General features: G+C 60.8%; 12 protein-coding genes and 2 pseudogenes. 7 read left to right on the top strand and 7 right to left on the bottom strand.

Annotated features, from left to right (window positions below; all coding sequences use genetic code 11):
- Positions 1–334: 334 nt before the first annotated feature.
- Positions 335–1,600, bottom strand: a complete 1,266-nt coding sequence (locus BLIJ_RS08730; protein WP_012577985.1) for a Fic family protein — start codon at positions 1,598–1,600, stop codon at positions 335–337.
- A 529-nt stretch (positions 1,601–2,129) separates the two neighbouring features.
- A complete protein-coding gene (locus BLIJ_RS08725) occupies positions 2,130–2,495 on the bottom strand; it encodes a YccF domain-containing protein (RefSeq protein ID WP_012577984.1) in 366 nt (121 codons plus the stop codon).
- Between the two features lie 237 nt (positions 2,496–2,732).
- Here BLIJ_RS08725 and BLIJ_RS08720 point away from each other — a divergent pair, with 237 nt between their 5' ends.
- Positions 2,733–3,602, top strand: a complete 870-nt coding sequence (locus tag BLIJ_RS08720) for a class I SAM-dependent methyltransferase (protein WP_003829104.1) — start codon at positions 2,733–2,735, stop codon at positions 3,600–3,602.
- A gap of 93 nt (positions 3,603–3,695) precedes the next feature.
- Positions 3,696–4,310, top strand: coding sequence for a cupin domain-containing protein (locus tag BLIJ_RS13750; RefSeq protein ID WP_012577983.1), 615 nt, complete (start codon positions 3,696–3,698; stop codon positions 4,308–4,310).
- Positions 4,311–4,526: 216 nt separating this feature from the next.
- Here the strand turns inward: BLIJ_RS13750 and BLIJ_RS08710 are convergent, their stop codons facing one another.
- On the bottom strand, positions 4,527–4,850 hold the full coding sequence (locus BLIJ_RS08710; protein ID WP_003833460.1) for a type II toxin-antitoxin system PemK/MazF family toxin: 324 nt from the start codon (positions 4,848–4,850) through the stop codon (positions 4,527–4,529).
- Positions 4,837–5,082, bottom strand: a complete 246-nt coding sequence (locus tag BLIJ_RS08705) for a type II toxin-antitoxin system RelB/DinJ family antitoxin (protein ID WP_003829112.1) — start codon at positions 5,080–5,082, stop codon at positions 4,837–4,839. Before BLIJ_RS08705 ends, BLIJ_RS08710 begins: the two co-directional genes overlap by 14 nt.
- A gap of 173 nt (positions 5,083–5,255) precedes the next feature.
- Between BLIJ_RS08705 and BLIJ_RS08700 the strand changes: the two genes are divergently transcribed.
- Positions 5,256–6,512, top strand: a complete 1,257-nt coding sequence (locus tag BLIJ_RS08700; protein WP_003829116.1) for a HipA family kinase — start codon at positions 5,256–5,258, stop codon at positions 6,510–6,512.
- Positions 6,513–6,831: 319 nt separating this feature from the next.
- On the top strand, positions 6,832–6,981 hold the full coding sequence (locus BLIJ_RS08695; RefSeq protein WP_014485001.1) for a helix-turn-helix domain-containing protein: 150 nt from the start codon (positions 6,832–6,834) through the stop codon (positions 6,979–6,981).
- Between the two features lie 183 nt (positions 6,982–7,164).
- Here the strand turns inward: BLIJ_RS08695 and BLIJ_RS08690 are convergent, their stop codons facing one another.
- Together BLIJ_RS08690 and BLIJ_RS08685 are read right to left on the bottom strand one after the other, a co-directional pair.
- Positions 7,165–8,436: an MFS transporter gene (locus tag BLIJ_RS08690; RefSeq protein ID WP_012577981.1), complete on the bottom strand. Its 1,272-nt coding sequence runs from the start codon at positions 8,434–8,436 to the stop codon at positions 7,165–7,167.
- A gap of 156 nt (positions 8,437–8,592) precedes the next feature.
- The gene (locus BLIJ_RS08685) at positions 8,593–9,255 is read right to left on the bottom strand and encodes a TetR/AcrR family transcriptional regulator (protein WP_012577980.1); all 663 of its coding nucleotides are present in this window, start codon (positions 9,253–9,255) and stop codon (positions 8,593–8,595) included.
- 384 nt (positions 9,256–9,639) lie between these two features.
- Here BLIJ_RS08685 and BLIJ_RS08680 point away from each other — a divergent pair.
- The 3 genes and pseudogenes from BLIJ_RS08680 to istB all read left to right on the top strand — a co-directional run.
- Positions 9,640–10,158: pseudogene (locus BLIJ_RS08680) on the top strand (tyrosine-type recombinase/integrase); the annotation flags it as partial.
- Positions 10,159–10,305: 147 nt separating this feature from the next.
- Positions 10,306–11,764, top strand: a pseudogene (gene istA / locus BLIJ_RS08675) (IS21 family transposase).
- The gene (gene istB / locus BLIJ_RS08670) at positions 11,761–12,522 is read left to right on the top strand and encodes an IS21-like element helper ATPase IstB (protein WP_041982007.1); all 762 of its coding nucleotides are present in this window, start codon (positions 11,761–11,763) and stop codon (positions 12,520–12,522) included. Before istA ends, istB begins: the two are co-directional and overlap by 4 nt.
- On the opposite strand, the gene BLIJ_RS08665 is transcribed toward istB, so the two are convergent.
- Complete coding sequence (locus BLIJ_RS08665; RefSeq protein ID WP_012577977.1) at positions 12,494–12,868, bottom strand: PrgI family protein; 375 nt, start codon at positions 12,866–12,868, stop codon at positions 12,494–12,496. The two genes, istB and BLIJ_RS08665, sit on opposite strands and share 29 nt — an antisense overlap.
- Positions 12,869–12,884 lie beyond the last annotated feature (16 nt).

The raw sequence follows: 12,884 nt of genomic DNA, 5'->3' as shown, positions 1-12,884 counted from the left end.
TTGCGATTCGAATTGGATTCGGCCGCATGCCTTTCAAAGACACAAACGTGGTAATTCATGAAACGAATTCTGGTGCTCGTGAATGAGTGATCCGAGCTCATTAGATTCTGTATTCGGTGACGGCTTATTCCCAATGCAATGGATGATGTATGCCGTCGTCGTAGTGATGATGTTCAGAAAGAAAGTTTTTTCCGTGGCTTCCCCTCGGCGAGGGAAGTTATCGCTGAAGGCGACTGAGGAAAGCGATGAAAGAGAGGTCCGAGCAGTGTTGGCTGCCCGGACTTTTCCACGTAGTATGGGCCTCGTTGAGATGTTTGCGTCCACCTTTCTTCATTTAGGCTTCCGCGTTCTCGTCGGCTCCTGTGGCGAGAACATTCCTCAATGATTTCGCCACCTGTATTTTCAGCGGACGTTTTCCGGTCTGTACGACCAGCCCCGCGGCCAAGAGCTCTTCCACGTATTTCCTTGCGCTCTGTTTGGATAGTCCGATGTGATGGGCCACTTCGTCCAACGACATGGATTTGGACGAGTCGAACAGCTCTTCCTGAATCACGCCATAGAGCACCGAGACGGCATTGCGCGATAGGGCATGCCTCTTTTCAAGCTGTGTACAGAGTATCCGACCTTTGTCGAGCTGATCGACCTTGATACTGAGTTCGTCAATCAGCTCATCCTGGGCTTGTTGGATGAATCCGAGGATGGTGTTCACGAAGAGCGTGAGTTCGCCGCAGTTCAGCTTGTCCTCCGCCTCCATGAATGCTTTGTAGTAGGCGTTCTTGTTCTCCGCGATGGTGCGGGACAGGGATAGCACGGTGGGCATAGTCAGGTCATGGTTCAGGTACAGGGCCAGGAGATACCGGCCGGTTCTGCCGTTGCCGTCGTAGAACGGGTGGACGTATTCGAACAGGAAGTGCGACATGATGGCCGACTGCAGCCGGGGAATCTCGTCGGAGGTCGCGAGATGGATCATATCGGTGAGGAGTGCGCCGATGTTGCCTTCGCCTTTGACTCCGTTATGGATCGCGAGGCCGTGCGGCCCCTGTATTTCCACATCGCCTTTCCGGAACAGGTCGCCGTCCGGCTGATCGCTCTCATCGATTTCGTCGAGCACGACCTGGTCATAGATGTCGCGGATGTCGGCGATGCCCGCCGGCAACGCGGAGTCCTTGTCCGTGAGGTTCAGGTACAGCTTGGCAAATTCGCTGAACCGCGCCTTGGAGTCGTCGCCGTCCCTCCTTGCCTTGTCGGCCGCGTCCACGGCGTCCTGGGTTTCCTTGCGGGTGCTGCGCACGCCTTCCATCTCGTTGGTGGCGAACAGTTCCTCACTGATGGAATGCCGTATGTAGTCCCAGCGCATGACGCCGGGAATCAGGTTCCATAGCCGTGATATGCGCCTTTCGGCGAGAAGTATATTTTCCATGAGCAGGGTCGTCTCGCGTGGCGTGGCGGAGAACAGCTCGCCCAATGGCGTGATGACCCCGGTCCTGAATGTGGAATCTGCCTCAAGCCGCTGCCGTGCGAGTGCCGCATGGTTATTGAAGGAATCGACTGACCTGTCGGCATGGAACAGCCTTGCCAAACTTCTATACTTCATATCCATGAGAGAGACTCACTTCCCAAAGAGCATCCTTAATTATAAAAAGTATAAGATAGAGAAGGAAATGAGTCAATAAACAACTATAAAATCATGGATAATACAAAAATATAGTTGTGCGCATGACTGCATGTGAGTGACATATGGTAGTGCCCGAAATGCGTGTCAGTAGTGAAATACTTCATGACCTGTTGTTCTTTCTGAATATGTGATGGTATGCGGTGCATTGAGTTGCGACGATGCCAAGAACACATGCTCGTACAGGTGCGTTTATGAGGCATGGTGCGAATGAGTCGCTCGATATCACCGGCAATGATTCAGCTATGCGTCAATGAGAGGTGTACTGATCAGATGGCGTGTTCGTTCACGCCGTTGCTGCTTAATGCGATGTGTTGAATCATGGTTCGCGCACTATAAGGCATTGCATCCAAATCCGTCAAATCACGCGGTGTGTGAAATGCCCGTTGTATATAAAAAAGTCCGGTGCAACGCACGATGATAATGCGTTGCACCGGACTTACTGCAGAAACAATTGTTACAGACTGTAGATCTGTGCGCCGAACGGCCAGAGCGCAAGCTTGGCCATTTTGAACGACTGGATGCCGAACGGAATGCCGATGATGGTGATGCAGTTGAGCACGCCTGCACCCAGATAGCCGAGTGCCATCCACCAGCCGACCAGCACCACCCAGAGGATATTGGCCAGCGTGGAGCCAACGCCGCCACCGTATTGCACGGTTTTGCCGAACGGTGTCAAGGTAAGGCCCGCCATTTTGAACGCCTGAACTCCTAGTGGAATACCGATAATGGTGATGCACAGAAACAGTCCGATCAGTGTCCAGCTGATGGCGATTGCCAGTCCGCCCAGAATGATCCACAGAATATTGCCGATGACCCTCATCGTAAGTTCCTCACGTTTGCCGGCATTGCGCCGGATACCGAATCGAATGCTGGATTCCATTCTATTAGGCGAACGCGGGCGATATGTGGGGAATCGGTGACGGGACCCCTGAGCATCCCCTGAATCGTCCCTGAGCCGCATGCTCAGGCGCCTACTCGGGTGAGCATTCTCACATTCGGCTGATTTCTAGCGAAAAACCCTTGTGCGGGCGGGCTGTGGACTATAGCATCACGACACATGACCACTACACCGCAGCCTTCTCAGGCATTTCAGTCCACTGCCACCAAACCCGCCACCAACCGCGAGCTGCCCCTGCCGCAGTCCGACCGAGACCCCGCGCACCTGCAGGGCCATTGGCTTCTGGCCCGCATCGGTAAGCACGTGCTGCGCCCCGGCGGCAAGAAACTCACCGAACGCATGCTCGCCAACGCGGACATCGCCGGCAAGGATGTCGTCGAATTCGCCCCGGGACTGGGCCTGACCACTAGGGCGATTCTCGAGCGCGACCCCAAGAGCTACCGTGGCGTGGACCGCGATCCGCAGGTCGTGGACATCATCTCCAAACTCACCAGTGAGAAGGCCACGATTCCGGCAAGCTGCGTGCAGCGCGACGCCGCCGACACCGGTCTGGAATCCAACAGCGCCGACGTGGTGATCGGCGAAGCCATGCTTACCATGCAGACCGAGCGTGGCAAGCAGGCGATTATCGGCGAGGCCTTCCGACTACTGCGCGCCGGCGGCACCTACTCGATTCACGAACTCGGCCTGCAGCCGGACAACCTGGACGAATCCGTCAAGGATGAGGTGCGCAAGGCCCTGGCTCGCAGCATCAAGGTGAACGCGCGCCCGCTCACCGAGCAGGAATGGCGCGAGCTGTTGGAAGCCGAAGGCTTCGAGGTGCTGTGGAGAGGCAAGGAGCCGATGGCCTTGCTGGACATGAAGCGCAATATCGCCGATGAAGGTATCGGCGGTGTGCTGCGCATCCTGCGCAACGTTCTGGGCAACAAGGACATCCGCGCCCGCGTGCTCAACATGAAGCACACCTTCGACAAGTACAGCAACGAACTTACCGGTATCGCGTTCGTGGTACGCAAGCCCGAAGCGTAACAGCGGTGTGCCGGCCCACGATGGCCGGATAATGGGAAACGACCAAAAGCGATGACGCGTATGTGAGGTACGCGCGACGAATAGGAGAACATCATGGCCGATGAGAACGAGCAGCAGACCGCATGCAAGGCAGGACGCGACGAGCAGCATTGCAAGTGCAAGCAGCGTAGGGAAGCCGCCGCGGCAGCCGAAGCGGCTGCCGCCAACGGCGAACACCACTGCGCCTGCAAGCACGAGCACGCCGAGGGCGCGGCCGCGGAGCCGGGCGCGAAGAAGGAGTGCCACTGCAAGCATGGCGAAGCCGCGGCCGCTGAAGCGGGTGAGGCCAAGCACTGCGCCTGCAAGCACGACGCCCACGACGCCGAAGGCCACGCCATTTCGACCGAGCCGCATCTTGGATTCATCGAAGACTTGGCCTCGTTGATCGATATTCAGGAGGAGGCCACTGTCTCCCGTACGGTGCTGCGCGAGGACGGCCTGCGCGCCGTGCTGTTCGGCTTCGACAAGGACCAGGCACTGAGCGAGCACACCGCGGCCATGCCCGTGATCATCCAGGTGCTGGAAGGCAAGCTGCGCGTCGGCGGCGAAGGCCGTGAAGTCGAGCTTACGGCCGGCGGCATCGTCTACCTGAGCGCCCGTCTGCCGCACACCGTCTATGCCGTCGAACCCAGCAAGATGCTGCTGCAGATGTTCGACAACCGCGGCTGATTCGGTGAATGACTGGCAATCACGTATGAGAAGCTGATTGCCGTTAGACCATTCATAATGGCTTCCTTCATATGGTGTTGGTCGTATGACCGTAATATGAAGGAAGCCATTTCTTAGACGTTGGGGAGAGCTTGAATTCGACGCCATCATCATACGGCCTCAAGGGTGCATAAACGATGTCACAAGTAGACGCACGCCCGCCAGCCATCCCAAACGTCACAGCAAACCTAGAACCCGCATGAGCTGACGGCCGATATTCGCCATGGCTGCATCATCAACCACGCCGACTTGGTATCCCAGCAGTTTGCGGTCGACGGTGACGATCTTGTCCGTCATCACGTAACTCACTTTGTTCAGGCCGTTCTCCGGACTTGGTTCCAATCGGACCCGCGTGTCGATGTCGGAGGAATCGTATGAGGTCAGCAGACAAGTGATGACGGAATCGAACCGATCGACGGCATCGCTCTGCACGATGACAACCGGCCGTGGCTTGCTGGCGTAGCCATCGGCCTGCAACGTCCGAATCTCACCTCGTTTCATCGGACATCCTCAAGGCGAGACGACTGGCATACTCAGTAGCGTCCCGCTCGGACGCAAACGGCTCCACGTCATTTCGTGGCAAACGCACCTCATAGGGGAACCCACGGTAATCATTGAACGCGCTGATGAACATACGCAGGGCATCGGCCGGGGTGGTACCCAGCTGCCTGGTCGTCTCCTTAAACAACGCAGCCTGCTCGTCATCAACTCGCGTGGCAATCTGCATGCTCATAGCCACTCCTTATTGCTATTTACTATCTTTTTGCACCAAATTGTATCAAATACTTGACTTCAGAGTGAAGCCCCCGCGTTCCAAGGCCCTTGTCTATACTGTAGACAGTTGTTCTTCATATGTGAATCGCCCGATATGACTTTGGAGCGGGCTTGTGATTGGAGGGGCCGGATATGACGAGTTACGTGCTGCGGCTCTATGATGATCCGCTGCTCCGGTTCGATGCGTCGTATGGCGAGGGCCTGCTGGCGGGCAAGATCGAGGCGCATGTCCGCTGGTTCGATGAGTCGAAGCGCGCGTTGCTGCCGTTTCCGTTGGCTCCGGAGCCGGATAATGCGAAGCTGACGACGTGGCTGGAGCGGCGCACGATTCCGAAGAATCGTGAGTTCGCCACGCAGGTTCTTGCGCAGGCGGGGTTGAGCATTGCGGATACGCTGGGGATCATCGACCTGTGCAAGGGGCTGTCGGTCAACGATTCGTTCTGGGCGGAACGCGACGGTGAGAACCTCAAGTTCGCGGACATCAACCTGTATGACAATCCGTTGGACGAGACGCTCGCCATCGTGGCCTACACGGGGTATACGTCGAGCGAGAAGCATGCGATCGGCCTGTCGAGCGAGTGGACGACGGACGGCCAGTTCCCGAAGGCGTGGCGGCATACGGAACGTGGGCTGGAACTGTGGAAGGCGGGTTCCGAATGGTATGCGAACGCCGGTTTGGAACCGTATTCCGAGTATCTCGCCTCGCAGCTGGCGCGCAGGCTCGGTGTGAATGCGGTCGACTACCGCATCGCCCGTTGGAAGGGCAAGCTCGCGTCGGTGTGCGGTTCGATGAACTCAAAGGACGTGTCGTTCGTGCCGTTCTATGCGGCGACGCAGCTGGCGTCGTTTCCGGAGAGCCTCGCCGCCGCACGCGCCGTGTCCGAGGAATCGTTCGAGGCGATGCGCACGATGCTAGTGTTCGACGCGCTCATCGTCAATCAGGACCGTCACGCCAACAACCACGGGTTCCTGCGCGACAACCGTACCGGCCGGATTCTGGGTCCGGCGCCGTTGTTCGACCATAACATGTCGCTGTTCAAGAACGACATGCGCGCCGACTGGGAGGGCGGCGCGTGGATTCCGCAGGTACTGTCCGAACGTCAGCCGGCAAATTCTCGTATGACGTTCCGCGACCAGTGCGCGGCCATCATGGGCAGCGCGCAGCATGAGATGTTGCGCAAAACGTTGGACGTCACCTTGGAGAACGACCCGGCTTACCCGCTGGAGCCGGGCCGCATCGAGGCGTTGAACGACTACCTGCACGCGGCCGCACGATCCCTGCTCGAACTGCCGGTGGTCGACGAGTCGAAGCTGTCCGACCAGCTCGATGCGTTGCAGCCGTCAATCGAACACGCTCCTGTCATCCTCAACGAACGACTGTTGCGATAGACCAAACCGGTCGAGTTCGCCAATAGAAAGGACCTTCCGGGTTGCGCACTGTGAGGAGGCGTGGAAGGCTGCTATTGACTTGAATCCTATTATGCAACCGTGACTGCGTGCCTGTTCATGTTCCAGTCCGGTTGTGTGATGGACAAGTGCGGTATGAAGGCCGTTTCCGAATCAAAGTCCGATTGCTTCGCTCATCGGCGCATACCATATCTGGGACGTCTGGCAGGTCCGCACCCGCCTCGACGGGTACGGCAAAGCACGCCGATGTCGCCGATCGGCGAGATCGTCAACGGCAGGCGGCGCATCACCACACCATGGCATGGCGGCTCGGCATGGCGGCTCGGCATGGCGGCTCGGCCAGGCGCTCGACACCACGCCCGAGTTCTGGGCGAACCTTCAGGCCGACCACGATCTGCTGACCTTCGACCCCAGCACCTTGGACGACATCCGCCCGCTCGTGGAGGCCTGACGCCGGGGCGATTGATCCAATGACCACCATCGTCGTACGTGCGATTACAGTGGTCGTTTTCATATCTACGGTACGGGGATGACGTGAACGGCCAACATCACCATGATTGATGGCGGCCGTTCACGTATCCACACATGGTTTTGATGTCTCAGCTGTCCAGAGCGAAGGTGATGGAATCCCGTCCTAGAACCGCCGCGTTACGTGCGCGACTGGCGGCAGCATCGCGGTGGCCAGGGCGAACGTCACCGCCAGGACCGCGCCCGCCGGGTAGACGCTGTACGCCCAGCCGTATGCGATCTGTCCGAGGGGCTGGGCGCACATGCTCGCGGAGAGCGCGAGCGACATCACCTTGCCGGTCATGTTCTCGGGGCAGCCCATCTGGATCGCCGGCACGGCGATGAGGTTCGCGAGGGTGATGGCGATCATGGTTCCGCAGGTGCTCGCCGTGAGCACCGCGAGTCGCATCACTCCACCTGCGGGAATCGTCATGGCGAGCGCTTGGGGCAGGATGGTGAGCGAGAAGGCGGCGATCGCCATCGGGAATCGCCGCATGGACAGCGACCTCGCGATCCGCCCACCGACGAGCGCGCCGAGCAGTCCGGATGCTCCCACGAGACCATATGCAATGCCGTACGCCGTGGAGCCGAACCCCAGTACGGTACGCGCCATGTAGGGGAAGCCGACCTCCGCATACCCCGTCACCAGGAAGTTGAGCGCGGCGCAGATCAACACCAGATGCAGCACATGAGGACGTTCGCGGGTGAGGAAACGTCCGGCCGCGCGCAGGTCGTCAACCGCGGTGACGCGGCCGGCGTCGCCGCGGTCGGGAGCGCCGAGCTGGATGAAACACTCCACGACGGCGGCCGCACCGAACCCCACGATCGTGATTCCCATCATGGGCATCGCACCAACCGCCGCGTACAGCACGCCGCCGAGCACGGCGGGAACGAGCGTGCTCGTCTGGTTCACTACGTTCACCACGGCCATCGCGCGACGCATCACATCCTCGCCATGGGAGCGGAACATCTGCGGCAGCGCCGCCTGCACCGTAGGCGTCTCCATCGCGTCAAGCACGGCGAGCACCACCTGCATCACGGCTATCGCCGCCAGATTGAAACCGGCGGCCGAAAAGATCGCCGCGCAGACGAGCACCGTCACGGCGGAAAGCGCGTCAAGCGCCACCATGACGGTCCGACGGTTCGTACGATCCGCCATCACGCCGCCAAGGGGCGAGAGCAGAATCGTGGGCAGGATACTTGCAGTAAGAATGGAGGCGAACGCCGCCGCCGAGCCGGTCTCGTCAAGCACCCACATGGACATGGCAAACCGCAGCATAAGGTTGGCGAAGAGCGATATGCCGAGACCCGCGACGAGCAGGCGGAAGTCGCGTGTGCGAAGAGGATCAGCGGCTTGGCTTCTTTGTGGTTGGGGCGTGCATTCGTATGCGTTCGTCATCGTGGATTCCTTTCTTGTGATTGGCCACGGCCATTTATACAAACCGACCGTCGGTCTGTTATTGTGATAACAATACGCCCAAGGAAAAGGGCGCGGAAGCGCTTCGACATCTGTGGCATCAGGATGCGCAAGATGCGGCGCACCCGGGCGCGTCTCCTATGCGGACGCTGTATCCTCTTCCGGCGTCAGGGCCGTGAGCTCTTCGGTCGTCCGCAGGATGAGCGTCTCGTCGAACACTGGCACGCCGATGGCGTCGAGCATCGTGGCGAGGCAGCGGATGCGGTGTTCCATGCCGGCATGATCGGCGGGGTAGAAGCAGGGCATGAGCCAGTAGTTGCCGAGGAGCGAGAGCAGTTGCGCCGCCTCCTCGGGGTATGCCGTGGGAATGGAGCCGTCCTGCACGCCCATATCGATGAGCGAGCGGAAGGACTCCGGCAGTCTCGTCGACCAGAAGCGCATGTTCGCCGTAAAGAACGCAGGATCCTTGAGCAGCGCCAGCTGGGAACGGACCAGGTCCAGATGATCGGGGGCGTCCACAGCGGAAACGATGAGCGCGCGCAGCTTCTCAAGCGCACTCATGTCCTTGCGCTCGATGAGTTTGTCGAGAAGACGCGCGGTTACGGCCCACTCGTCGGCGTTCAGCTGGTCGAGAATCGCCTCCTTCGATTTGAAGTGGTGGTAGAGCCCGCCCTTGGACAGTCCCAGGTCGTTCAGGATGTCCTGGATGGACGTCTTCTCGTAGCCCTTTTCAGCGAAGAGCCTGCGGGCGGAATCGAGGATTCGTCGTTCGGTGTCTCCGGAATGTATATCGTGCGCCATGCGGATGGCCTGCCTTTCGTTCATGTCCTCGTCAAGCATACAGACCGTCGGTCGGTCTGTCAAATGATCGAGGAAGTCACCCCTGCGATGCGATTGAATATCCGCGGCAAGGCGGGACGAAGAAGACCGGTAAGACGCCGAGTTCAAGTTCAATATAAGCCACTGAGCTTGTTGAGTATGGCGAAAACGGCGTGATTCCAACGGTTTCAGGTTATCCGGAACGCTGGAAACGCCGTTTTTCGTGTTTTTTGAACGCGCGGAAAATGGCCGTTTCTGCCACGTATCGGGCCGTTTGTGACACCGTTTGAGTACCTTTAGAGTACCCTTGCGGGACCGCATCCGGAGACACACTCGAAAGGGCGCTCCCGACAGAAGGGAGCCGACATGGCAGCCAAACGACGCACGCCTGGAGCCGGAAGCGTGTTCAGGGACGCGAACGGCGTCTGGCACTTCCGCAAGGACCTCGGCAAGGACCCCGCCACCGGCAAACGCCGCATGATCCAGGCCAAGGGGCGCACCAAGGCCGAAGCCAGGGAACGTTTCGACGCCAAGATCGCCGAGCTCGAACGCACCGGCCTCATGCCCGGCGCCAAATCCCCGTACCTCAACGACTACGTGGAACGCTGGCTGGAGGACTACCGGCTTCGCGTCAAGCCCACCACCTATCGGACGCGGGCCGGCCGCCTGCATGCCTGCTGCCAGGTCATCGGCCACGTGCGCCTCGCGGACCTGACTCCGGAGCATGTCCGCAGTTGCATGCGCGTGCTGGGGGAGCGGCTCGCCCCCTCCACGCTGAAGGACCATTTCGTCAGCCTGAAGATGGTGCTGGACGACGCCGAACTGGAGGAGCTGATACCGGTGGACCCGTGCAGGAAGGTGCGGCCGCCGCGCGTGGAGCCGACACCGGTGTTTTTGTTCAATAGGAAGTTGAGGTTTTAGTCACGAAGGTTTTTCGGGTTTAGGCGGAAAGGCATGCCGACCACCCGTGGGCCTTAGCCTGATGGTGCTTCTAGTTCCATTCGGGAAAGGTCCGGAAAGGCAATGATCAGCATGCCCCAAATACAGTCTATCCGTTCGCGTCGCAGGAACGGTGAGTCCATCGCCTCGATAGCGCGCAGCGAGAGGGTCAGCGAGCCGACCGTGCGCAAGTATCTGAGGGTCGACGACCTATCGGCCAGGCCGCCCGTGAGGCGACGTCGTGGTTCGGTGATCGACGAGTGGCTGCCCATGATCGAGGGCATGCTCGCCGAGGACCGGGAGACCTGGCGCAAGCAGCGGCATACCGCGACCCGCATCCATGAGCGGTTGCGCGACGAGTACGGGGCCGGGGTGTCGTTGTCGACGGTGACCCGGACCGTGGCGCGGCTCAGGCGCGAGGCCGCGGCGGAGCGGGAGGCCGGTTTCCTGGACCTGTCGTGGCATCCGGGCGAATGCCAGGCGGACTTCGGCCAGGTCGACGTGCGCTACCGGGGCGTCGTGACGCGAATGCGGCATTTCGTGTTGGATTTCCCGTACTCGAACATCGGGCCGAGCCAGCTGATGCCCGGGGAGAACGCGGAGTGCACGTGCCAGGCCCTCAGGAACCTATTCGAATGGCTGGGCGGGGTGCCCGAACGCATCGTGTATGACAACGCCGCCGGCGTCGGACGCAAATGGTTCGACAGGATCCGCCTGACCCGCCTGTTCCAGGCGTTCCAGGCGCACTACGGGTTCGAGTACACGTTCTGCAACCCGTACTCGGGACACGAGAAGGGCGGCGTCGAGGCCCGGGTCGGGGCCGTGCGCCGCAGGCTGTTCGTGCCGGTGCCCGGCGTATGGAACCTCGACAGCTTCAACCTGCGCCTGCCCGGCCGCTGCCTCGAACTGGGGGACAAGGACCACTACAGGAAGGGCGAGAGCCAGACCGGCCTGTTCGACGAGGACCGAAAGGCGCTGCTGCCCCTGCCCGCCAAGCCGTTCGACGTGGTCACGTGGACGAGGATGAAGGCCGACAAATACGGCAACATCACCGTCCAGGGCCGCCACCGGTACGCGGCCGGGCCCGAACACGCCGGCCATGAGATGATCGTCGGCCTGAGGGCCCTGGAGGTGGAGATCCTCGATGCCGAAGGCAAACGCGTGGTCACGCATCCGAGGTCCTACGGGGACAAGCCGACCGACAGCGGCGACCCGTCGAGCCAGCTCGGGCTGTTGTGCGACCGGCCGGCGGCCTGGCGCAACAGCCGGGTGCGCGACGCGATGCCCGACCCGCTTCGCGAATGGATCGACGCGCAGGACGAGGCCACGCGGCGCGACAGCCTGCGTGCCCTGCTGCACGCCGACGGCGAGAGCGGCTGGCGGGCGGCCGTGGCCGGCATGCCCGGTGATCCTCGAATCCACCGGAGGCACGGACCGGGCCGGGGTATGTCTGGCCGCGGCACGCCACGCCTCGGGCCTGGGACCCGTGGCCTACGACGACCCCGTGGACCTGAGCGAATACGACATCGCCTACACCAAGGAGGACGAGTGAACCAGAAGAACGGACGGACCGACCCCGGCCCGCTGCGCGAGCGGGCGAGGAGCCTGTTCATCTCCAAGGCCACCATCGACGAAACGCTCGAATGGGCCACGCCCCGCCAACTGGACGCCATCGACCGCATGCTCGCCACGGAACTGGCCAACAGGGAGGCCTCCAAACGGGCAAGGCTCATGCGCCAGGCCCGGTTCCCGGTGCCCAAAAGCCTCGACGGCTACGACTTCGCGAACGTGCGCCTGCCCGACGGATATACCAAGGAGCAGCTGACCGGCCTCGATTTCGCGGCCAAGGCGCAGGACCTCGTGTTCTACGGCAAGACGGGACGCGGAAAGACCCACCTGGCCACCGCCCTGGGCATGCTCGCCATCGAGCAAGGCAGGAGCGTGAGGTTCCGGCAGACCGCGGAGCTCGTGCTCCAGCTCGGCAAGGCCAAACGCGACGGCGCCCTCGACAGCCTGCTCAGGGACCTCGCCCGTGCCGACCTGATCATCCTCGACGAGTTCGGCTACGCGCCCGTGCGCCTCGACGGGGCCCGTCTCCTCTACCAGATCATCGCCGGCAGCTACGAACGTCGCAGCATCATCTTCACCACGAACATCGAGTTCAGCAAATGGGGGACGATCTTCGCCGACGACAAACTCGCCGCCGCGATCATCGACCGCATCGTCCACCACGGACGCCTCATCGAATTCACCAGCCCCAGCCGACGCGTCAGCCAAGCCCTCATGTTCGGCAAGACGGACAACCAGTAAAACAAACCACCGGCCGGCACTCCTCATGCCGAAAACCGAAAAAAATTAGTGACGAAACACGAAACACCGACTTGACTAAAAACAGGCGGAGCATGCAGCCCAGATAGCGTTCCGGCTTCAGGCCCTTGGGACGCCACCAGCCCCACAACGCCGGCGGCAGACACACCACGAACAACAAGTACGAGCCCAGGTCGGGCTGGTCCAGCATCAGGAAGAACATGGCGACCTCGCCGCCTCCCAGAACGAGCATGAGCGCCGAGGCGGCCAACTGCCGCCATCCCATGCCCCACATGACCTTCGCCTCCACGCTGGCGATCTCCGCATACACGCGCATCTGCAACGCCATCAAGCTCCTCCTTGAA

The sequence above is a fragment of the Bifidobacterium longum subsp. infantis ATCC 15697 = JCM 1222 = DSM 20088 genome (assembly GCF_000269965.1).
GTDB classification, from domain to species: domain Bacteria; phylum Actinomycetota; class Actinomycetes; order Actinomycetales; family Bifidobacteriaceae; genus Bifidobacterium; species Bifidobacterium infantis.
Note: the sequence above shows the minus strand (reverse complement) of the source record. Positions and strands in the feature narration are given on the sequence as shown.

Excerpts from the sequence above, each read along its gene's own strand:
- BLIJ_RS08710 (WP_003833460.1), bottom strand. The coding sequence starts at position 4,850 with ATGAAACGAGGTGAGATTCGGACGTTGCAGGCCGATGGCTACGCCAGC.
- BLIJ_RS13750 (WP_012577983.1), top strand. The coding sequence starts at position 3,696 with ATGGCCGATGAGAACGAGCAGCAGACCGCATGCAAGGCAGGACGCGAC.
- BLIJ_RS08725 (WP_012577984.1), bottom strand. The coding sequence starts at position 2,495 with ATGAGGGTCATCGGCAATATTCTGTGGATCATTCTGGGCGGACTGGCA.
- BLIJ_RS08695 (WP_014485001.1), top strand. The coding sequence starts at position 6,832 with ATGGCGGCTCGGCATGGCGGCTCGGCATGGCGGCTCGGCCAGGCGCTC.
- BLIJ_RS08685 (WP_012577980.1), bottom strand. The coding sequence starts at position 9,255 with ATGGCGCACGATATACATTCCGGAGACACCGAACGACGAATCCTCGAT.
- BLIJ_RS08700 (WP_003829116.1), top strand. The coding sequence starts at position 5,256 with ATGACGAGTTACGTGCTGCGGCTCTATGATGATCCGCTGCTCCGGTTC.
- BLIJ_RS08690 (WP_012577981.1), bottom strand. The coding sequence starts at position 8,436 with ATGACGAACGCATACGAATGCACGCCCCAACCACAAAGAAGCCAAGCC.
- BLIJ_RS08665 (WP_012577977.1), bottom strand. The coding sequence starts at position 12,868 with ATGGCGTTGCAGATGCGCGTGTATGCGGAGATCGCCAGCGTGGAGGCG.
- BLIJ_RS08730 (WP_012577985.1), bottom strand. The coding sequence starts at position 1,600 with ATGGATATGAAGTATAGAAGTTTGGCAAGGCTGTTCCATGCCGACAGG.
- BLIJ_RS08705 (WP_003829112.1), bottom strand. The coding sequence starts at position 5,082 with ATGAGCATGCAGATTGCCACGCGAGTTGATGACGAGCAGGCTGCGTTG.
- BLIJ_RS08720 (WP_003829104.1), top strand. The coding sequence starts at position 2,733 with ATGACCACTACACCGCAGCCTTCTCAGGCATTTCAGTCCACTGCCACC.